The 19,543-nt window shown below is 62.8% G+C and carries 17 protein-coding genes; 9 read left to right on the top strand and 8 right to left on the bottom strand.

Annotation, left to right across the window (positions count from 1 at the left end):
• Positions 1-2 precede the first annotated feature (2 nt).
• From IQ26_RS11740 to IQ26_RS11760, 5 genes are all read left to right on the top strand, one after another.
• Positions 3-1,334, top strand: a complete 1,332-nt coding sequence (locus IQ26_RS11740) for an NAD(P)/FAD-dependent oxidoreductase (protein ID WP_145717023.1) — start codon at positions 3-5, stop codon at positions 1,332-1,334.
• 146 nt (positions 1,335-1,480) lie between these two features.
• Positions 1,481-3,064, top strand: a complete 1,584-nt coding sequence (locus IQ26_RS11745) for a peptide ABC transporter substrate-binding protein (RefSeq protein WP_407660285.1) — start codon at positions 1,481-1,483, stop codon at positions 3,062-3,064.
• Positions 3,065-3,169: 105 nt separating this feature from the next.
• On the top strand, positions 3,170-4,120 hold the full coding sequence (locus IQ26_RS11750) for an ABC transporter permease (protein WP_145717027.1): 951 nt from the start codon (positions 3,170-3,172) through the stop codon (positions 4,118-4,120).
• Between the two features lie 11 nt (positions 4,121-4,131).
• Positions 4,132-5,019, top strand: a complete 888-nt coding sequence (locus IQ26_RS11755) for an ABC transporter permease (RefSeq protein WP_145717029.1) — start codon at positions 4,132-4,134, stop codon at positions 5,017-5,019.
• A gap of 11 nt (positions 5,020-5,030) precedes the next feature.
• Positions 5,031-6,353 (top strand): NAD(P)/FAD-dependent oxidoreductase, encoded by a 1,323-nt coding sequence (locus IQ26_RS11760; RefSeq protein ID WP_145717031.1) that lies wholly within the window; start codon positions 5,031-5,033, stop codon positions 6,351-6,353.
• A 3-nt stretch (positions 6,354-6,356) separates the two neighbouring features.
• Here IQ26_RS11760 and IQ26_RS11765 read toward each other — a convergent pair whose 3' ends face one another.
• Genes IQ26_RS11765 through IQ26_RS11780 form a run of 4 tightly spaced genes read right to left on the bottom strand, consistent with a single transcriptional unit; the run spans position 6,357 to position 10,328 of the window.
• Complete coding sequence (locus IQ26_RS11765) at positions 6,357-7,637, bottom strand: TRAP transporter large permease (RefSeq protein ID WP_145717033.1); 1,281 nt, start codon at positions 7,635-7,637, stop codon at positions 6,357-6,359.
• A 6-nt stretch (positions 7,638-7,643) separates the two neighbouring features.
• Positions 7,644-8,165, bottom strand: a complete 522-nt coding sequence (locus IQ26_RS11770) for a TRAP transporter small permease (RefSeq protein WP_145717036.1) — start codon at positions 8,163-8,165, stop codon at positions 7,644-7,646.
• A complete protein-coding gene (locus IQ26_RS11775; protein ID WP_145717038.1) occupies positions 8,162-9,142 on the bottom strand; it encodes a DctP family TRAP transporter solute-binding subunit in 981 nt (326 codons plus the stop codon). Before IQ26_RS11775 ends, IQ26_RS11770 begins: the two co-directional genes overlap by 4 nt.
• A 34-nt stretch (positions 9,143-9,176) precedes the next feature.
• Positions 9,177-10,328, bottom strand: a complete 1,152-nt coding sequence (locus IQ26_RS11780; RefSeq protein WP_145717040.1) for a mandelate racemase/muconate lactonizing enzyme family protein — start codon at positions 10,326-10,328, stop codon at positions 9,177-9,179.
• Positions 10,329-10,424: 96 nt separating this feature from the next.
• Between IQ26_RS11780 and IQ26_RS11785 the strand changes: the two genes are divergently transcribed.
• The 4 genes from IQ26_RS11785 (at position 10,425) to IQ26_RS11800 (ending at position 14,697) form a co-directional block, all read left to right on the top strand.
• Positions 10,425-11,342, top strand: coding sequence for a LysR family transcriptional regulator (locus IQ26_RS11785; protein WP_145717042.1), 918 nt, complete (start codon positions 10,425-10,427; stop codon positions 11,340-11,342).
• A 301-nt stretch (positions 11,343-11,643) separates the two neighbouring features.
• Entirely contained in the window at positions 11,644-12,621 is a 978-nt protein-coding gene (locus IQ26_RS11790) for a tripartite tricarboxylate transporter substrate-binding protein (RefSeq protein ID WP_145717044.1), read from the top strand.
• An 83-nt stretch (positions 12,622-12,704) separates the two neighbouring features.
• The gene (locus IQ26_RS11795) at positions 12,705-13,178 is read left to right on the top strand and encodes a tripartite tricarboxylate transporter TctB family protein (RefSeq protein WP_145717046.1); all 474 of its coding nucleotides are present in this window, start codon (positions 12,705-12,707) and stop codon (positions 13,176-13,178) included.
• A gap of 10 nt (positions 13,179-13,188) precedes the next feature.
• Positions 13,189-14,697, top strand: a complete 1,509-nt coding sequence (locus tag IQ26_RS11800) for a tripartite tricarboxylate transporter permease (RefSeq protein WP_145717048.1) — start codon at positions 13,189-13,191, stop codon at positions 14,695-14,697.
• Between the two features lie 6 nt (positions 14,698-14,703).
• Here IQ26_RS11800 and IQ26_RS11805 read toward each other — a convergent pair whose 3' ends face one another.
• The 4 genes from IQ26_RS11805 to IQ26_RS11820 form a co-directional block, all read right to left on the bottom strand.
• The gene (locus IQ26_RS11805; RefSeq protein ID WP_145717050.1) at positions 14,704-15,780 is read right to left on the bottom strand and encodes an ABC transporter ATP-binding protein; all 1,077 of its coding nucleotides are present in this window, start codon (positions 15,778-15,780) and stop codon (positions 14,704-14,706) included.
• A 5-nt stretch (positions 15,781-15,785) separates the two neighbouring features.
• Complete coding sequence (locus IQ26_RS11810; RefSeq protein WP_145717052.1) at positions 15,786-16,832, bottom strand: carbohydrate ABC transporter permease; 1,047 nt, start codon at positions 16,830-16,832, stop codon at positions 15,786-15,788.
• Positions 16,829-17,947, bottom strand: coding sequence for a carbohydrate ABC transporter permease (locus IQ26_RS11815; RefSeq protein ID WP_162457937.1), 1,119 nt, complete (start codon positions 17,945-17,947; stop codon positions 16,829-16,831). Before IQ26_RS11815 ends, IQ26_RS11810 begins: the two co-directional genes overlap by 4 nt.
• A gap of 92 nt (positions 17,948-18,039) precedes the next feature.
• Entirely contained in the window at positions 18,040-19,512 is a 1,473-nt protein-coding gene (locus IQ26_RS11820) for an ABC transporter substrate-binding protein (protein ID WP_145717056.1), read from the bottom strand.
• Positions 19,513-19,543 lie beyond the last annotated feature (31 nt).

Below are 19,543 nucleotides of genomic sequence, written 5' to 3' on the forward strand. Positions count from 1 at the left end.
GCATGCCCGGACCATTCGTCGTCCCCGTTCATGGAGATATTGAACTGCCAAAGGAGGTGGACTGCGTCGTCATTGGCGGCGGCATCGTCGGGGCCTCGACGGCGCTGGAACTCGCCGAAAGCGGCTTGCGGGTGGCTTTGTGCGAAAAGGGCGGAATCGGCCAGGAGCAATCCAGCCGCAACTGGGGCTGGGTACGCATCTCCCGTCGGGATCCGCGCGAGGTCCCGCTGATGGCGGAAGCACTGCGCATCTGGACGAGGCTCTCCGAACGAACGGGACGGGATACCGGTTATGCCCGAGCCGGAATTGTGTTCACCTGCGCGAACGACAAGGAATACGAACAGCACGCGAACTGGGGACGTCATCTCGAAGGCTATCAGCTCGAGTCGCGAATGATCGGTTCGGGAGAATTGCGTGATCTCCTCCCCGGCTCCCATCTCGATGTCAAAGGCGCGCTGTACACGCCCGCCGACGGCCGCGCGGAACCGCAGAAGGCCGCGCCGGCGATTGCCGAAGCCGCGCGCGAGCGCGGCGCCGCCATCTTGACCGAATGCGCGGTGCGCGGCGTGGAGACAACCAACGGCGCCGTCTCGGGCGTCGTGACCGAACGTGGTTTCATCGCTTGCAAGGCAGTCGTCCTTGCGGGAGGCGCCTGGTCGAACCTGTTTTGCGGAGCGCTTGACCTTGACCTGCCGCAATTGAAGGTCATGAACACGGTCCTTCGCACCACGCCGGTCGAGAACGGACCGGAACAGGCCGTGTGGGCAAACAATTTCGCTGTCCGCAAACGCCAGGACGGCGGCTACACCATCGCCTCCAGCATGACCAACGTCGTCGACATCGTGCCGAACTCGTTCCGCTACGCGCGCGATTTTCTTCCGGCCTGGAAGATGGAGTGGCGATCGCTGAATTTCCGGCTGGGTGGCCGTTTCCTCGAAGAGGCAAGGGTACCGACCCGTTGGACAATGGACGAGGCGAGCCCCTTCGAATACTGCCGCGTGCTCGATCCCAAGCCGTCGAAGAAAAGCTCCGAGCGTATCCTTTCGAACGCCCGCAAGGCATTTCCGGCTCTGGACAAGGCGGAGATCGCGCAGCGCTGGGCCGGCTATATCGACGTCACGCCCGACGCCGTCCCCGTCATTTCCGCGGTCGATGCCGTCCCCGGCTTCCATGTCGCGACCGGATTTTCGGGCCACGGCTTCGGCATCGGCCCGGCGGCAGGCAGGCTGATGGCGGATATCGTCACCGGGCGGCCGCCGATCGTCGATCCGACGGACTTCAGATGGTCGCGATTTTCGGACGGGTCGAAGGTCGCGCCGGTCAGTGGATTCTAACCGCTCCGACAAGAGAGCGGGACGCAAGCAAAGTGGAACACTTTCAAAGGAGACTTCTAATGTCGAACCAGAGCAGCAGTACAATCTTTCGGCCGACGCGTCGGCAAACGCTTGGAATGGCGATCGCCAGCGCAGCCGGCCTCGCCATGCCCAACCTGACAGGTACCGGCAAAGCCCTTGCCGCGACTCCGCCGAGCGCGCCCAAGGGGCAGGTGATCGTCGGCTTTTCTCAGGAACCCACCGTCTTCAATCCGCACCTGGTGCATATCGAGGTCGACGAGGGCATCCACTTCAGCGTCTTCGATCCGCTGTTTGGCGTCGACCCGCAAGGTAATTTCTTCCCCGCGCTCGCCAAGGAGGTGCCGACCGTCGAAAACGGCGGCATCTCGGCCGATGGACTCGAATGGCACGTAAAGCTGCGCGATGACGTCAAGTGGCACGACGGAAAGCCGTTCACGGCCGAGGACGTCAAGTTCACGCTCGAACTCCTGGTCGACCCGAAATTCCTGAGCTGGCGGCGCGCCGGCCACGAACTTGTCGAGAATCTGACCGTCGTCTCGCCAACCGAGATCAGTTGGAAGATGAAGGAGCCTTACGCACCCTATCCATCGATCCTGGCGGCGACCTTCATCGTCCCGAAACATGTGCTTGGGGCGGCGGAGGACAAGAATACCGCGCCGTTCAACAATGCTCCCATCGGAACCGGACCGTTCAAATGGGTGGAGCGCACGGCCGGAGACCATATCGAGTTGGCCGCCAACACCGATTACTTTGGTGACGGCCCTTATCTCGAGCGTCTGATCTACAAATATATTCCCGACCTGACAGTTCTCTACACCCAGTTCAAGACCGGCGACATCGACGTCATCGGACTGCAGTGGATCACGCCCGACCACTATGAGGAAGCCAAGGCATTGAGCGGGACATCCGTCGCCGTCGTTCCCGCCGCCACCGTCGAATCGCTCAGCTTCAACATGGAGCGCCCGCAATTCAAGGAACTCGCGGTTCGCCAGGCGCTGTACTATGCGCTGGACAAACAGACGATCATCGACACCCTCTACTACGGGCTGCCGACCCCCACCGAAACCTACATGCCGCAGCAATCCTTCTACTACAATCCGGATTTGCCAAAGCAGGAATACGATGTGGAAAAGGCGAAGAAACTGCTCGACGACGCTGGCTGGGTTCCCGGCAGTGACGGCATTCGCGTCAAGGATGGCGTCCGCCTCTCGTTCAAGAACTCGACCACGGCGGGCAATCATATCCGCGAACAGGCGCAGCAGTTCATTCAGCAATCGTATCGCGACATCGGTGTCGAAGTGGAGATCTCCAACCTGCCGCCTGCGGTCATGTGGGGTGACTACTGGATGAAGTCGCAATTCGATTCCGTTGTCGTCGGCATCAACTTTCTGACAGGGTCCGATCCCAACACTTCCGACTATCTCAGTTCGAAATCAATTCCGGCCAAGGGTGGCGCCGGCCAGAATACCTGGCAGTACGCCAACCCGGAGGTGGATAAGCTGCTCGAAGCCGGCGGTGTCGAATTCGTGCCGGAAAAGCGCAAGCAAGCCTATCTGAAAATCCAGGAGACCCTGCGTAACGACCTGCCATTTCTGCCGATATTCCAATATGCGACGGTCCGCGGACACAAGTCCGGTGTCGAAGGCGTCGTCCCCAATATCAACGTGCGCATCGACTCCTGGGATGTAGCCACCTGGTACTGGTCATAGCTCTGGAAATGGGCCGGGCCGGCAATGACCGGCTCGGCCTGTATCGCCAATAAAGGCGCCTTGGCGCGACGTATCCGACTGACAGCAAAAACGGAGACAGCCGGCATGCTTCGCTATCTGCTGGGACGTTTCTGGCAAAGTCTTATCCTGCTCCTGCTGGTCTCGATGATTGGCTTTGCCGTCTTGAACCTCGCTCCAGGTGGGCCGCTTTCGCAGTTCAGCCTCACGCCGGGGATGACGCAGGCCGATCTCGATCGCATCGCCTCACAAATGGGTCTCGATCGACCTCTTCCGGTTCAGTACATCGACTGGCTGGGACACCTGCTTCGTGGTGACTGGGGACGATCCTTCCGGGACGGCAGGGCCGTGCTCGATATCATCTGGGAGCACCTCCTCGCGACGATGCTTTTGATGGGCGTATCGACCGCGATCGCTATCTTCGTCGGCACGTTGATAGGTGTACTGGGCGCGCTCAAACGGTATTCGATCTTCGACTACGCGGCGACGGTCGGCGCGATGGTGGCATTGTCGATCCCGACCTTCTGGTTCGGACTGATCGCGATCTACATCTTCTCGCTCCGGCTCAGGTGGCTGCCGGCCGGCAACATGTACACGATCGGCGACGGTTCACTGGGCGACTATGCGGTCCATCTCATCATGCCGAGCATCGTTCTCGCGCTGGTCAATATCGCCGTATGGAGCCGCTACATGCGGACCGCTACGCTCGACGTCATCAATCAGGATTTCGTTCGCACTGCCCGGGCCAAGGGACTGAGGCCCCGGCGTGTGTTAGTCCGCCACATCCTCGGAAACGCTCTGCTTCCGATGATCACGCTGCTGGGGCTTCAACTGCCAACAATACTGGGTGGCGCCCTGGTGACGGAAACCGTCTTCACCTGGCCCGGCATGGGACGGCTGTTCCTCGATAGTCTCGGCTACAGCGACTACCCCGTGGTGATGGGCCTGCTGATGATGTCCGCGGTTCTCGTCCTGGTCGGCAATCTGGCCGCCGACCTCACCGTCGCATTCGTCGATCCGCGCATTCGATTGAGCTGAGGAACGAACAAATGAGCCAGTCGGAATTACTCGTCTCCGCCCGCTCCACGCAACCCTGGTGGCGCAGCCGCACCGTGCGCCGATTTGCGCGCCATCGACTGGCAATGTTCGGCTTGGCCATGATCATCATTCTGGTCCTCGCCTGCGTCATCGGACCCTTTCTCCTGCCCTTCGACGACCTTTACATCGACCTGCGTGGCCGCTTCTCCCCGCCGTTCACCGGCTATCATTTCTTCGGCACCGATCCGCTCGGGCGCGACATCGCGGCGCGCCTGCTCATGGCTGGCCGCATTTCGCTGCTGGTCGGTTTCGCTGCCATGCTCCTCAGCACCGTCTTCGGAACCGTGCTCGGGATTGCAGCCGGCTACTTCGGCGGTCGCATCGGCACGGTGCTGATGCGTTTCGTCGATGCGATGCTGTCCTTTCCCAACATCTTCCTGCTGCTGGCGATGGCTGCGTTCATCAAGCCGAGCCCGATCATGATCACCCTGATCATTGCTGCGACGAGTTGGATGGAAATCGCTCGCATCGTCGAGGCGGAAGTGCGCTCGCTGCGTGAACGCGACTTCGTGGTCGCCGCCCGGATGCTCGGGCTCAGCAACAGCCACATCATGTTCCGCGAGCTTCTGCCCAATGCGATCGGCCCGATCATCGTCGCGGCCACGCTTACCGTCGCCCGTGCCATCCTCCTCGAAGCCTATGTCAGCTTCCTTGGCTACGGCATCCAGCCGCCGCTGCCGAGTTGGGGAAACATGCTCAACGGCGCCCAGCAGTATCTCGATAGCGCGCCGTGGCTGGCGATCGTTCCTGGCGCCGCGATCACTCTGGCGGTCACGAGTTTCAACTTCATTGGCGACGGGCTGCGCGATGCGCTCGACGCGCGAAGCGACATGCTTTGAGGCCGGCCGGCATGGCAAGGTTTTCGCCGTTTGAAGTCTCACTCTGGTATGCGACCGCGAAGCCGCCGCCGGAAAGCGGCCCGCTGCAAGGGCGCACACGGGCGGACGTCTGCATCGTCGGCGGTGGCTATACCGGATTGACGACAGCGCTCGATCTCGCTCGCGACGGCATCCGCGTCGTTCTTCTCGAAGCTCAGGAGATCGGGTTCGGCGGCTCGGGGCGCAATGCCGGCCACTGTACGCCAACCTTCACGCATTACAGCCTGCCCGAACTGCGTGCCATGTTGGGCGAGCCGTGGGCCGAAAGGCTGATCGCCCGACAGACAGGGGCCAACAGACAAGTCGCGGAGATGATCGAGCGTTACGGCATCGACTGCGAATGGCAGCAGAACGGCTACGTCATGGGCGCGCTTACGCCAGGTGCCGTCGCCAAGCTCGAGGCAAAGGCGCAGCAGTACAATGCAGTTGGCGCCAAGACGCGGATGCTGGACAGGCAGGCTAGCGAGGAGATGACCGGCAGCCCGCGATATTATGGCGGCTGGTTTCATTCCGAGGCTGGCCACCTCAATCCGTTGAGTTACGCGAGAGGGCTGGCGCGTGCCGTCATCGAGGAGGGCGGCACGATCCATACCAAATCGCCCGTCCACGATGTCGTGCGGCAGGACAGCGCCTGGGCCGTACGCTCGGGCGAAGGGGTTGTGGTTGCGGACAAGGTCATCTTTGCGACCGGCGCCTACACTGTTGACGGTTGGCCCGGCCTCGACCGGACCTACAAGATCCAGAAGGTGTTCGTCGCCGCGACGCAGCCGCTGATCGGCGCGGAACGCCAAACCGTCCTGCCACGCAACACCACGATGCATGATGGCCGCGGTGACATCTTCGTCTACAAGTACAACACCGAGGGACGGATTGTCGCCTCGATGTTCCCGATGGGTCGGCGCGGCCGGGACATGGCGTTCACACACCGCCTCATGTCCGACCGCCTGCGTTGGCTTCATCCGCAGATCAGCAGCGACTTGAGATGGGAGTATTTCTGGTTCGGTGAACTGGACATGCAGAAGCGAACCATCCCGCGGTTCTATGAGCTCGCGCCCGGCGTCGTCGCGCTGACTGGCCTGTCCGGTCGTGGCGTGCCAACCGGAAGCATGCTCGGCGGCGTACTCGGCGAGTGGGCGAAGGGAGTCCCCGAAAAAGACCTGTCGCTGAAGCTCGAACCGCTCCGGCGAGCACCCTTCTTCATGTCGTTCGCTCCCGCCGCCGTGTTGCGATACTACCGCGCCTCGGACTGGCTGCGGGCAAAAGCGAGCGGATCTCCGCTTCCACCCCACGCCTGAGAACTACCGTGCGCTCAGCAGGTAGAGGAACGAGAAGCTGATGGACGGGAAGTAGGTCACCAGCCCCAGGCACACCACGATGATGCCGACCAGCGGCACCAGATGCGGGATCATCCGGTGAAGCGATATCTTCGCCACGGCGCAAGCGGCGAAGAGGTTGACGCCGAAAGGCGGCGTGATCATCCCCATGGCCAGATTGGTTATCATGATCATGCCGAAATGCACCGGGTCGATGCCGAAACGGACGGCCACCGGAGCAAGGATCGGCGCGATGACGACAATCGAGGCGGATGTCTCGATGAACATTCCAATCAAGAACAGAAAGAGGTTGACGGCCAGCAGGAAGGCGACGGCGCTATCGAAGTTCACCACGATCCATTCGCCGATCGCCGCGGGAATGCCGGCCCTGGTCAGAACGAAGGAGAACAGCCCGGCCATCGAGATGATGAACATGATGATGGCCGAGGAAATGGTGGACCGCCGGATCACGTCGGACAGGCTCCGCGGCGTCATCTCGCGGTAAATGACCAGGCTGACGGCCAGTGCGTAGAAAACGGCTATCACCGACGCTTCGGTCGGGGTGAAGACGCCGCCATAGATGCCGCCCAATATGATGATCGGCATGAGCAGGGCCAAACCCGACCGTTTGAGGCTTGGCAGGAACGGCTTCCGCGGGAAGTTTTCGGAGGCCCCATGACCGGTTAGCCGCGTCCACATCAGAACATAGATCACCAGGGCGCCGGCTATCAGCAGTCCCGGCCCAAGCCCCGCGATAAAGAGGTCGCCGACCGGCGCACCGGCCGAAACGCCATAGAGGATCATCGGGATCGACGGCGGAATGATGACGCCGAGTTCGGCAGAGGTCGCCTGCAGCGATGCGGCGAAGCCGACCGGATATTTCTGGCGCACCATCGCCGGTATCAGGATGGAGCCGATGGCGAAAGTGGTTGCGACGCTCGAACCGGAGACCGCGGCGAAGATCATGCACACGACGATGCACGACATCGGCAAGCCGCCCCGGACATTGCCCAGCACGCTCTCCACCAGATCGACCAGCCGGGAGGAAATGCCTCCGGCCGCCATTACATTGCCGGCCAGGATGAAGAACGGAATGGCGGCAAGCGGGAATTTGTCAAGGGCGATGAAGGCCTGTTGCGGCACGACAATCAGGGGCAGATTGGAGAAGCCGACGGTTCCGATCACCCCTGCCAGCCCAATTGCCACGGCAACCGGAACGGCTAGCATCATGAGCACGATCATGGCCAATATCATTACGGGCAGCATGTCGGATTATCCCCCGCTCTCTATGACAACTTCGTCGGCCTGGGGAGGATCGATCGCATGGGCGACCAGGGCCAGGATTGACAGTACTGCGCCGGCCGGTAGCGCCGCGTAGGCCCATGATGCCGAGATGTTCAGGCCGGCGATGGTCTGGAACCGCACCCGCCACACCAGAATGCAGCCAAACCACAGGATTACCAGCAGCAGGGCCATGACAGCCAGCGTGATAAAGGCGCGAAGCGCGGCCTTGGCCCGTCCCTGGCTGCGCGCGAGAAGAAGGTCGACTGAAATCAGCGTTCCGGTGCGCATGGCGCCCGCCAGCGCGAGATAAGTCATCCAGATCAGGATCGCCTGGACGAACGGCTCCGACCAGGACGCCGGCTGGAACAGGATGAAACGCGCGATGACCTGGTAAAGCCCGGCCAGTGCTGCAAGCACAAGCCCCAGGCAGCCGAGCACAACCGCGGCCTGGGTGATGTGGCGCTCGACCGCGAGAAAGGCCGAGCGCCAGGAGCCGATGGCAAGGTTCATTTGGTTTCCTGGATTGCCTTTAGCTGCGCCTCGCCGAACTCGTCAGCGAACTTGGCGAAGAGCGGATCGAGCTTCGCACGGAACGCTTCCTTGTTGACGTCCTCGACCACGGTCATGCCCTGCCCGGTCAAGGTTTCGATGCCGGTCCTGGCGACAGCCTCGACCTCTTTGCGGTTGCGCGCCATCGCGTTGTGGGCAGCTTCCTTGAAGACCGCCTTGTCGGCGTCGGAGAGCCCGCCATGGACGGCAGGCGAGATCAGCAGGACTAGCGGCGTGAATGCATGGTCGGTCAGGCTGAGGTATTTCTGCACTTCGCCGAACCGGTTGTTGATGATCGCGCCGATAGGATTTTCCTGTCCATCGACAACCCCTTGCTGCAAAGCCGTGTAGACCTCCGGGATCGCCATCGGAGTGGGCAGGACATCGAGCTCGGTCCAGACCGCGATGTGCATTTCGTTCTGCTGCGTGCGGATCTTGAGGCCTTCCACATCGGACGGCTCCTTGACCGCCCGCACATTATTGGTGAGCTGGCGAAAACCCATCCCGCCAAAGGCCAGGCCGACCAGGCCATTCGAGGGAAGCCCCTCAAGCGTCTTGTCGCCGATCGGTCCATTCAGGACTGCTTCGGCATGGTCGAAGTCGCGGAACAGGAAAGGAATGTCGAATACCTTCAGTTCGGGCGCGAAATTTGCGACGATCGAGGTGCTGACCACAGTCATGTCGACCGTGCCGACCTGCACGCCTTCGACGACCTCGCGATCCCCGCCGAGCGCGCCGCCGCCCTGGAGCCGGATGGCGATACGGCCGCCGGTCCCCTTCAGAACCTCTTCAGCGAATTGACCCATGGCGATCGCCTCGGGCGCCTGCACCCCGCCAACATAGCCGAGGTTGAGGGTCATCTCCGGTTCTGCCAAAGCCAGGCTGCTCGGCAGGCCGGCAGCCAGCATGCAGGCTACGAAAAAGGCACGTCTGTTCATTGCATCCTCCCTGTTATGAACGTTACATCAAGAACTATTCCAGCACCCAATGGGCTGTGACGTACTCGGCGATCCGGTCGATCGCGACCTCCACGCCCAGGCCCGGTCCGCCCGGCACTGCCAGGTGTCCCTCGGCGTCGGGCTTCGGGTCGAATATGGCAGTGCGCAGGGGATTGAAGCCCATATCGCATTCGAGCAGCGGGAACGGGACCGAACCGCGGCTCGACGGCAGCACGGACGCGAATTGAAGCGCGGCCAGGGTATTTATCCCCGTGCCCCAGACGTGCGGGGCGACCGGCACGTCGAAGGCGCCGGCCAACCCGGCAATGCGCATGCCCTCGGTCAGGCCCCCGCAAAGCGCGAGATCCGGCTGGATGATGTCGAGCGCCCCGGCGCACAGGCTGTCGCGGAACGCCTGGACGCCGCAGAAGGATTCGCCGCCCGCCAGTGGAATCGCCAGAGCACGGGCCAGCCTCGTGTAACCAGGCAGGTCGTCGTGCGGAAGCGGCTCCTCGATCCAGGCCAACCGCGCATCGGCGACCGCCTCGGTCAGGGCGACAGCGCCGCGTTGGGTGGAACTCTCGTTGAGATCGGCCATGAGCAGCGCATCATCGCCGAGAACTGCGCGCGCCCGGCGGATCGCCTGCACGTCCAGCGCCGCGCCAACGCCGACCCGGACCTTCACCGCGCGATAGCCCGCCTCGGCGTAACGCTCCACCTCCTCGGCAAAGCCGGCATAGCGGTCGACGCCTGACTTGAGGAGCGGACCGCTGGCATAGGCCGTCACCCGATCGCGTAGCCGGCCGCCGAGCAAAGCATGAATTGGCTTGCCTTCGACGTGTCCGTAACCATCCCAGAACGCAATATCGAGGGCGCTGATCGCCATGTGCGCCTGGCCACGACGGTCGGGAACGGCAAACTGCAGCAATCTGGCCTGAGCGGCTCGGGGGTTGGTGACGTCTGCACCGAGGATGGCGGGAGCCAGTGTGGTGCGGATGAAGCTGCTGGCGGAGGTCGGGAAAGCCCATGTCTCGCCCCAGCCGGCAATGCCGCCGGCGGTGGTGACCTTCACCAGCAGGGCCGAACGCTGGTTGAAGACCCGCAGTGCGTTTCCAGCAAGCTCGGGCAGCGTGCAGCAAAGCTCGAATCCCTCGACCTTTACGACCCGATTGTCCCGATCCTTCATGAACGCTCCTCTGCCATGGGTTGTCTGCTGCCAGCTATCGCATTAACTCTGCAGTGACCAATTAGAAGTTCTGGCTTCCACTCATTGGGATTTTCAATGAATAGAATCACGATCGCTCAGATCGAGGCATTCTACTGGACGGCGACGCTAGGCTCGGTCGACGGTGCGGCGCGCCAGCTCAGCCTGTCGCAACCGACGATCTCACTTCGGCTGAAAGCGCTGGAACGTGAGACCGGAGTTCCGCTGTTCCAGCGCGTCGGGCGCGGTGTTCGCCCGACGCCCGACGGATACGATCTCCTGCCGGAGGCAAAGCGCATTCTCGAAGGTATGGAGAGGCTGGCTGGTCGCGGCGGCCCTGTCCGGGTGCGCGGCACCATCCGTGTCGGCTTTGCCGAGGGTTTCGCCCTCGTCTGCCTGTCGAGAGCCCTCGAACTGCTGCACCAGCTTTATCCCGACCTGAATCCCGAACTCGTGGTCGCCACCACCTCTGCCGTCGAACCGGAACTCCATGCGCATCGGCTCGATCTGGCTTTCCTGGTCAACCCGACCGACAACAGCGATTTCACGCTGGTCCCTCTTGGCGCCCAGGAAACGTGCTGGATTGCCTCGGCCCGGTGGTCCTTGCCGGCCTTGGTCAGCCCGCACGACCTTGCGAACCTGCCGATCATTTCCAACCCGCAGGGCAGCATCAACTATCGCCAAGTCCGCGAGTGGTTCGCCAGTGCGGGCGTCACCCCGGCGCGGGTCGACATCTGCAACAGCGTGGCGATGCTGGCTCACGTCGTGACGGCAGGAGTGGCCATCGGCATCTATCCCAGCAAGATGGCCGAGGAGGACGTCCGCGCCGGTGTTGTACGCTTGCTCCGCACGTCGCCGCCCGTCGCCGATACGCCGATCTACGCCAAATTCGCAAAGCGCAGCGGAAGCCCGAACATTCGGGCCTTCATCGCGACCGTCCGACAGGTGCTATCGAACATGGACTACCTGACTGATCACGGTACGGGCGTGAATTGAGGTGCCTGGGCCGCATGCGGCCCAGGTCGGAAAGATCACAGGTCTCTTCTTATAACGGAACGAGTCCGTTTCGTTTAAGAGAGTGAATGGAGATATCCGAGCGACGCCAGGAACTCGGCGAATGCCCTCCGGCTCAATGTCACCTTTCCACCCATTTTGCGCGGACGGTTGCGCATAATCGCAGTTTACGGTTTGAGTCCGATTGCAATCTGCTAGCTTGCGCTAGTTGTTGCTCCATCCACAGCGGTGCTGAGAGGACTCCGTGCAGCGGTGGGAATTCTTATCCCGGGAGGAAATCACGATGAGAAAATTTGTCGCCGTTCTGGCTGCCGCCGCGGCCATCACGCTTTATCCATTCGCCGCGGGCGCGCAGACCTATCCCGAACGCACCATCACCGTCGTGGTGCCGTTTTCGGCCGGCGGCCCAACCGACACGGTCACGCGCCTCGTCGCGGAAGCCATGTCGAAGGATCTCGGCCAGCAGGTCATCGTCGAGAATGTCGGCGGCGCCGGCGGCACGCTGGGCGCTGGCCGCGTCGCGAGCGCCGAGCCGGACGGCTATACGCTGCTCCTCTATCATATCGGCATGGCGACCAGCGCCACGCTCTACCGCAACCTGCCTTACGACACCCTCAACGCTTTCGAATATGTCGGCCTCGTTACCGAGGTGCCGATGACGATCCTCGCGCGCAAGGACCTCGAGCCGACCGATCTGAAGGGCCTGGTCGACTACGCCAAGGCCAATAAGGATACCGTGACGGTCGCCAACGCCGGCCTGGGCGCTGCCTCGCATCTCTGCGGCATGCTGTTCATGAGCGCCATCGGCACGCCGCTGGTCACCGTGCCCTACAAGGGCACGGGCCCGGCCATGACCGACCTGCTCGGCGGCCAGGTCGATATCATGTGCGACCAGACGACCAACACGACCAAGCAGATCCAGGGCGGCACGGTGAAGGCCTACGCCGTCACCTCACCTGAGCGCCTCGACGTGTTGCCCGACCTGCCGACGACGACGGAAGCCGGCCTCCCGGAGGTGCAGGTCGGCATCTGGCACGGCCTCTACGCGCCTAAGGGCACGCCGGCGGAGGTCACCGAACGCCTGTCGAAATCGCTTCAGGTCGCGCTGAAGGACCAGAATGTCGCCGCCCGCTTTGCCGAACTCGGCACCAAGCCGTCGTCCGAGGCAGACGCGACGCCGGCCGCGCTGAAGGCCAAGCTGGAAGGCGAGATCGCGCGCTGGAAGCCGATCATCGAGGCCGCCGGCCAGTACGCCGACTGAGGTTCTCGAAAACGGGGCGCCAATCGGCGCCCCGTTTTCGCACTGCAACGGCGTGCCGGCGACGCGGGCCTGGGAGGAACGTCATGAAACCTTTTGCAATTGACACGGCCAACGGCATATGCGCCGCGCTGTTCATCTTTCTCGGCGGATTTTTCGCGCTGCAGTCGCTCGGCCTCGAGGTCGGCACCGCCTTCCGCATGGGACCGGGCTATTTCCCGCTGGTCCTGGCGATCGTGCTCATCCTGCTCGGCGCCATCATCCTCGTCCAGGCGGTGCGCTTCGAGAGCGAGCCGATCGGCCATATAGCCTGGCGCGGCATGCTGTTCATCCTCCCTGCCCCGATCTTCTTCGGCCTGACCGTGCGCGGCCTCGGCTTCATCCCCTCGATCTTCCTGACGGCGCTGATCGCATCCTTCGCCAGCGGCCGCATGAGGCCTCTGACCGCCCTCGTGCTGTCTGCAGTTCTGACGCTGTTCGCGTTCCTCGTCTTCAGCTACGCGCTCGGGCTGCCGTTCCGGCGCTTCGGCCCGTGGCTGCCCGCGTGGCTGGCATTGTGAGAGGATGAACATGGAACTCCTCGACAACCTCGCGCTCGGCTTTTCGACGGCAACGACGCTCTGGAACCTGCTGTTCTGTCTGATCGGCGTCCTTCTCGGCACGCTGATCGGCGTCCTGCCCGGCATCGGCGCCACCGCAACCATCGCCATGCTCTTGCCGATCACCTTCCAGATCGGTGACCCCGTCTCTTCCCTGATCATGCTCGCCGGCATCTATTACGGCGCGCAATATGGCGGCTCGACCACCGCCATTCTCATCAACATGCCCGGGGAATCCTCGTCGGCCGTCACCGCAATCGACGGCTACCAGATGGCCAAGAACGGCCGCGCCGGGGCGGCACTCGCCATCGCAGCCATTGGCTCGTTCTTCGCCGGCACCGTGTCGACCTTCCTCGTCGCCATCTTTGCCCCGCCGCTGACGGCGATCGCGCTGCAGTTCGGCGCGGCCGAGTATTTTTCGCTGATGATCGTCGGCCTCGTCTCGTCCGTCGCGCTCGCCCACGGCTCGATTGTCAAGGCGCTGGCGATGGTCGTGCTCGGCCTGCTGCTCGGCATTGTCGGCACCGACATCTATACCGGCACGCCGCGCTTCACGCTCGGCATCCGCGAATATGCCGACGGGCTGAATTTTGTCGCGGTGGCGGTCGGCGTCTTCGGCGTCGCCGAGATACTGCGTAACCTCGAAAACGAGCACGAGCGCTCCGTGATGATCCGAAGGGTCTCCGGCCTTATGCCGACCCGCGAGGACTTTCGGCGCATGGCGGCGCCCATCGTGCGCGGAACGATCATCGGTTCGGCGCTCGGCATCCTGCCGGGGGGCGGCGCGATCCTTGCAGCCTTCGCCTCCTACACGGTCGAAAAGCGCGTATCGAAAAACCCGGGGGAATTCGGCAAGGGCGCCATCGAAGGCGTCGCCGGGCCGGAATCGGCCAACAATGCCGGTGCGCAGACCTCCTTCATCCCGATGCTGACACTCGGCATTCCGGCCAACCCGGTCATGGCCCTGATGATCGGCGCGATGATCATCCAGGGCATCGTGCCCGGCCCCAATGTCGCGATCGAACAGCCGGCGCTGTTTTGGGGCATCATCGCCTCGATGTGGATCGGCAATCTGATGCTGATCATCTTGAACCTGCCGCTGATCGGTCTTTGGGTGAAGCTCCTGACGATCCCCTATTACGTGCTCTTCCCGATCATCATGGCGTTCTGCTCGATCGGCGTTTACAGCGTCAACACCAACATCTACGACCTCTACGCCGTCGCCTTCTTCGGCTTCCTCGGCTACCTCCTGACCAAGCTGCGCTGCGAGCCCGCGCCGCTGCTGCTCGGCTTCGTGCTCGGCCCGCTGCTCGAGGAGAACCTGCGCCGCGCCATGATTCTGTCGCGCGGCGACCCGAGCACCTTCATGACGAGACCGATCAGCGCCGGCCTGCTCGTGATCGCGCTCGCCGTGCTCGCCATCGTCTTCCTGCCTGCGGTCAAGAAGAAGCGCGAAGAGGTGTTTGTGGAGGAGAATTAGCGAAAGTCACTCGGCCGCTTTTTCATGAGCGCGGCCGCCGATGCGGCCTCCGGTTTCCGAATCGAACAGAAAGACGGCGGAGTCCTGGAAGGTGATACCGATCGGCTCATCCATATCGTAATGCGCCGATTTGTCGGCCTTGACGGTTACGGTGGCCCCGCCGAACTGGCACGTGATCAAGGTATGATCGCCGATCAGTTCCACAGCGTAGACCCGCGCCGCAATCTTGCCCTCCGATGGGCCCGTGACCCGGCAATCCTCGGGCCGGAGGCCGGCAGTGACCTTTTCCCGGCTTTCGGCAACGCTGGTCGCAAATCGGCCTTCCGCGCAGGTGAAGATACCCTCGACCAACTCGCCCTGGAGAAAATTCATCGGCGGCGAGCCGATGAAGCCGGCGACGAACAGGTTCGCCGGATCGTCGTAGATCTGTCGGGGCGTGGCGATCTGCTGCACGACGCCGCGGTTCATGATGGCAACACGGTGAGCCAAGGTCATGGCCTCGATCTGATCATGGGTGACGTAGATCGTCGTCACGCCCAGATCGGCCTGCAGGCGTTTCAGCTCCGAGCGCATGTGGCCGCGCAGCTTGGCGTCGAGATTGGAGAGCGGCTCGTCCATCAGGAAGACGCTTGGCCGCCGCACCATGGCGCGGGCGAGCGCGATGCGCTGCCGCTGACCGCCGGAAAGCTGCCGTGGATAGCGGTCGAGGAACTCCTCAAGGTGCACCTTGACGGCGGCGCCGCGGACGGAGGCGTCGCGCTCAGTGCGCGGCACGCCCCGCAGCTTCAGCGGATATGCGATGTTCTCCGCAACCGTCATGTGCGGATAGAGCGCGTAGGACTGGAACACCATCGCCACGTCGCGATACTTGGGCAGCACGTGGGTGACGTCGCGATCGCCGATGAGGACGCGGCCGGAACTCACCGATTCAAGCCCGGCGACCATGCGCAGCGCCGTCGTCTTGCCGCAGCCCGAAGGGCCGAGCAGCACCAGGAATTCACCGTCCTCGATCTCCAGGTCGAGCCCTTTGACCACCTCGACCGCGCCGAAGGACTTGTAGATATCGGACAGGGTGACCCGCATATTGATTAGCCCTTCACTGCGCCGACCAGCAGCCCGCGCGCGATGTGCTTCTGCAGGATGCTGGAGATGACAATCACGGGAGCGATCATCACGGTGATCAACACTGACATGTTCCACCATTGCGGCCCGCGGGTCGTGTTCTGTGCCGATACCAGCACCGGCATGGTCTGCGCGTCGGCATTGGAAAGGAACAGGGCCAGCAGGTACTCGTTCCAGGCAAGGATCAGCACCAGCAGGAAGATCGCGACCAAGCCGGAACGCACCAGCGGCAGCGCGATGGTGAAGAAAACGCGGAACTTGGAGGCTCCGTCTATCTGTGCGCTCTCCTCGAGGTCGAGCGGGATGCCGGCGAAGAAATCGCGTGTCAGCCATACGACGATCGGCAGGTTGATGGCGGTGTAGGTGGCGATCAGCGCCAACTGCGTGTCAAGCAGGCGCATCTGCTGGAACATCACGTAGATCGGCAGGACGGCGACTATCGGCGGCATGATGCGGTTCGAGATGATCCAGAACTCGATGTCGTTGTTGCCGACCGCAAGCTTCGTGCGTCCAACCAGCGTGAACAGCGCGATTACGAAGAGAGCGGCCGCCACGGCAACGGCGATCTCCCACCGCACGCCGAAAGTGGCCACCGCCGCGATCACCGCGGTAAGGAGGATCAGGAAGAGCGCAACGGCGGCGAGCTTCACCTGGAAGCGGATACGCACGAGCGCGTAGGCCGCCAGCGAGCCGATCAGGACTGCAAGCAGCGTGCTGGCCACCGCGACAACGACCGAATTCATGTAAGGGCGCAGCGTGTAATTCTGCACGAGCATGAAGTCCCATGCCCGCAGCGAGGGGGCAAAGTCGACGAACGGGAGATAGAACGGCCCGTTGTCGACCTCCCCAGGCCCTTTGAAGGACGTGATCAACACCCAGTAGAGAGGAACCACGACAACCAGCGTCCACAAGAACAGCAGCGCATAGGTCACGACCCTTGCGACCGGCGCCTGGGTGTCGATCGACGCCGGCTCGAACAGCCGGCGCGCCAGTGAGCGGTGCTCGGCGCTCATGTTTCGAACCGGCGCGCCGGCCGGACCACAAAGTTGAAGAACGAGACGCATACGATGGTCGAGATGAAGAGGAGCATGTAGCCGATAGCGGCCGAGCCGCCGAGATCCTGGGTGCGCCAGGAAATGAAGGAATGGAGCGTCATCGATTCCGTCGCCAGGCCGGGACCGCCGCCGGTGAGCACGTTCGGCAGGTCGATGATCTTGAAAGCCTCGATGAGCCGGATCAGCACGATGGTAGCGGCGATCGGCGCGATCGCTGGCCAGGTAATGTCGCGAAAAATCTGGAAACCGTTGGCTCCGTCGAGCCGTGCCGCCTCGACCTGATCGCGCGGCTGGTTCTCAACGGCCGCCAGCAGCACGATGAACATGAACGGCGTCCACTGCCAGGTGTCGCCGACCAGCACCATGAGCCGCGCCGACCAGGCCTCTGTGGCCCACGACCACTCGTTGATGCCGAAAGCGCGCACGAGCGGGGCAAAGGGCCCCTTCTGCATGTCGGCGAGCATGCGAAACGTGTAGGCGATGCCGACCGGGGTCACCATCAGCGGGATGAAGAAGAGGACGCGAAAGAAATTCCGGCCGCGGATTGGCTGGCCGCAGAGGAGTGCGAGGCCCAGCCCGAGTGCGAACTGCACGGACACGCCGACGAACACGTAGAGAAGCGTGTTGACGACAGTTCCAGGCACGCCGCCCGGCGCCATGGTGGCCAGCGCGAGGATCGCCAGGCCCATAGCCATTGCCGTCGCGAGAAGCCGACCAACCACGCCGACGATGGTCGGCCTGCCACGCAACAGATAGCGGGCGAGAAGAAAAAGCAGCCCTGCCGTGATCAACGCCAGCAAAGCGGATTGGACAAAGCCGAACGTGCCGAACTTGCCGAGCAGATGATACTGCTGCGAGCCGACCAGCAGCTTGCGGAAGTTCACAAGTCCGATGAATTTCAGCGTGAATCCGCCCGGCGCGAGCGCAAAGCGCGAAAGCGCGAGGTAGGCCGAGATGATGAGCGGAAAAATCGCGAAGCAGAGAAGCACGACGACGGCCGGCAGCACCATGATCCGGCCCGAGTGACCGTCCAGCCATTCGGCCCAGCTGCGGCGGTCGGCAGCTTCTGGCATAGTGTCGGTTGCGGTCATCATAACCCGGGAAAATGGGGCAGGCATAAGACCCGGCATGGACCGATGCCACGCCGGGTCGATTGCCTGGCCGCCTATTTGGCGCCGATGGTCGCCTTGTAAAGTTCGAGCTGCTCGTCTTTGCCAATCTCGTCGTTTAGCTCGTTCCAGCCTTCCTCGACGGCCTCGACGGTGGCTTCCTTGTCGATTTCGCCGGCGAGGAAGCGCGAGACCGCTTCGTCGAGCACGACCTGCTGGTATTTCTGGTTCTGCGGGATGCGCAGGTCGAGGATCATGTTCGGGCTGCTCATGCTGTCGTTGATCGCGCCCAGATACACTTTGGCCTCGTCCTCGCTCATGTTGGCCTTCTTCCAAAGGTCGCTGTAGCTGAGCTGCGAGGTGCGATATGGGTTGAAGCCGGTGCCGCCGACGGTCACGTCGGCGTTCGACTGTGCCGGCTGCGTCATGAACGAGAAGTAGGCGTAGGCGGCGTCCTTTACCTTCGGATCGGCCGCCGCGTTGATGCCGCCGCCCCAGCCGCCAAAGGCGGCGAATGGTGCATGGTTCACGCCGTCGATCGCGTGCGGGCAGTTATCGGCCGTGCAGGCCTCGAGCTTGCCGGTGTCCCAGTTCAGGACCTCCTTGGATCCGGGCATGATCGCCGCGCCCCATTTGCCCATCACCTTGGACTGGGCCGGATCGATCGAGATCGTGCCTACATCACCCCAGTCGAGGTTCAGCGCGCAGCGGCCGGAAGCGAAGAGCGGCCTTGTATCGCTGACATCGAGGTTTAGCTCGTCCGGCGGGCCGTATTTGGTCGATTCAGACAGGAAGTCGAGCGCCTTGCGGAAGGCGTCGTTGTTGACGAGCGGCGTCATGTCCTTGGTGTTGAAGAAGGTGCCCTGGCTGGTTCCCTTGGACTGGGTCATCGAGCCGACCACATCGGTGACGAACCAATAGCTCTGCGCGTTGCGCTTCTTGGCGATGCACGAGCCGAAATCCGGCGTGCCATCGCCGCTCATGTCCTTGCCATGCGTGGCCTTGGCGACCTCGAGATACTCGTCCCAGGTTTTCGGCACCGCCAGGCCGGCCGCTTCCAGCACGTCCTTGCGGTAGTACATCATGTGGAAGTCGCCATCGAGCGTGATCATGTAGGTCTTGCCGCTGTACTTCTCGGAGAAGTCCCGGAAGAACGCGCCCACATCGTCCTGCTGGATGTCCTTGTCGGCCTCGATCCGCGGCGTCAGGTCCTCGAGGTAGCCGCCGGCAATGTAGTCGACCATCCATTGTGGGGCGAATACGCCGGCGTCGACCGAGTTGGTGCCGCTCGCCCAGTCGGTGAGAATCTTTTGATAGAGATCCGAGAAGGGCACCGCGATGACATTGATCTTGGCGCCGGTGAGCGCTTCGAACTCGGGCGCGCGCCTCTGTAGCGGCTCCTGAATCGCACCGGTCTGGGTAATGACGTTCACCGTAACGCCCGCAAACGGCTTGTCCTGCGCAAAGGCAGGTGCGCCAACCAGCGCGGAAAAGGCCGAAACGCCGGCCAGAAAGACCCCAATTCTCATCAGACTTCCTCCCATATTGACCGGGACTTGT

This window comes from Mesorhizobium tianshanense (genome assembly GCF_007830515.1).
Lineage (GTDB): Bacteria > Pseudomonadota > Alphaproteobacteria > Rhizobiales > Rhizobiaceae > Mesorhizobium > Mesorhizobium tianshanense.

Coding starts and splice junctions, on each gene's coding strand:
- IQ26_RS11740 (WP_145717023.1), top strand. CDS start 3: ATGCCCGGACCATTCGTCGTCCCCGTTCATGGAGATATTGAACTGCCA.
- IQ26_RS11745 (WP_407660285.1), top strand. CDS start 1,481: ATGCCCAACCTGACAGGTACCGGCAAAGCCCTTGCCGCGACTCCGCCG.
- IQ26_RS11750 (WP_145717027.1), top strand. CDS start 3,170: ATGCTTCGCTATCTGCTGGGACGTTTCTGGCAAAGTCTTATCCTGCTC.
- IQ26_RS11755 (WP_145717029.1), top strand. CDS start 4,132: ATGAGCCAGTCGGAATTACTCGTCTCCGCCCGCTCCACGCAACCCTGG.
- IQ26_RS11760 (WP_145717031.1), top strand. CDS start 5,031: ATGGCAAGGTTTTCGCCGTTTGAAGTCTCACTCTGGTATGCGACCGCG.
- IQ26_RS11765 (WP_145717033.1), bottom strand. CDS start 7,637: ATGCTGCCCGTAATGATATTGGCCATGATCGTGCTCATGATGCTAGCC.
- IQ26_RS11770 (WP_145717036.1), bottom strand. CDS start 8,165: ATGAACCTTGCCATCGGCTCCTGGCGCTCGGCCTTTCTCGCGGTCGAG.
- IQ26_RS11775 (WP_145717038.1), bottom strand. CDS start 9,142: ATGAACAGACGTGCCTTTTTCGTAGCCTGCATGCTGGCTGCCGGCCTG.
- IQ26_RS11780 (WP_145717040.1), bottom strand. CDS start 10,328: ATGAAGGATCGGGACAATCGGGTCGTAAAGGTCGAGGGATTCGAGCTT.
- IQ26_RS11785 (WP_145717042.1), top strand. CDS start 10,425: ATGAATAGAATCACGATCGCTCAGATCGAGGCATTCTACTGGACGGCG.
- IQ26_RS11790 (WP_145717044.1), top strand. CDS start 11,644: ATGAGAAAATTTGTCGCCGTTCTGGCTGCCGCCGCGGCCATCACGCTT.
- IQ26_RS11795 (WP_145717046.1), top strand. CDS start 12,705: ATGAAACCTTTTGCAATTGACACGGCCAACGGCATATGCGCCGCGCTG.
- IQ26_RS11800 (WP_145717048.1), top strand. CDS start 13,189: ATGGAACTCCTCGACAACCTCGCGCTCGGCTTTTCGACGGCAACGACG.
- IQ26_RS11805 (WP_145717050.1), bottom strand. CDS start 15,780: ATGCGGGTCACCCTGTCCGATATCTACAAGTCCTTCGGCGCGGTCGAG.
- IQ26_RS11810 (WP_145717052.1), bottom strand. CDS start 16,832: ATGAGCGCCGAGCACCGCTCACTGGCGCGCCGGCTGTTCGAGCCGGCG.
- IQ26_RS11815 (WP_162457937.1), bottom strand. CDS start 17,947: ATGCCAGAAGCTGCCGACCGCCGCAGCTGGGCCGAATGGCTGGACGGT.
- IQ26_RS11820 (WP_145717056.1), bottom strand. CDS start 19,512: ATGAGAATTGGGGTCTTTCTGGCCGGCGTTTCGGCCTTTTCCGCGCTG.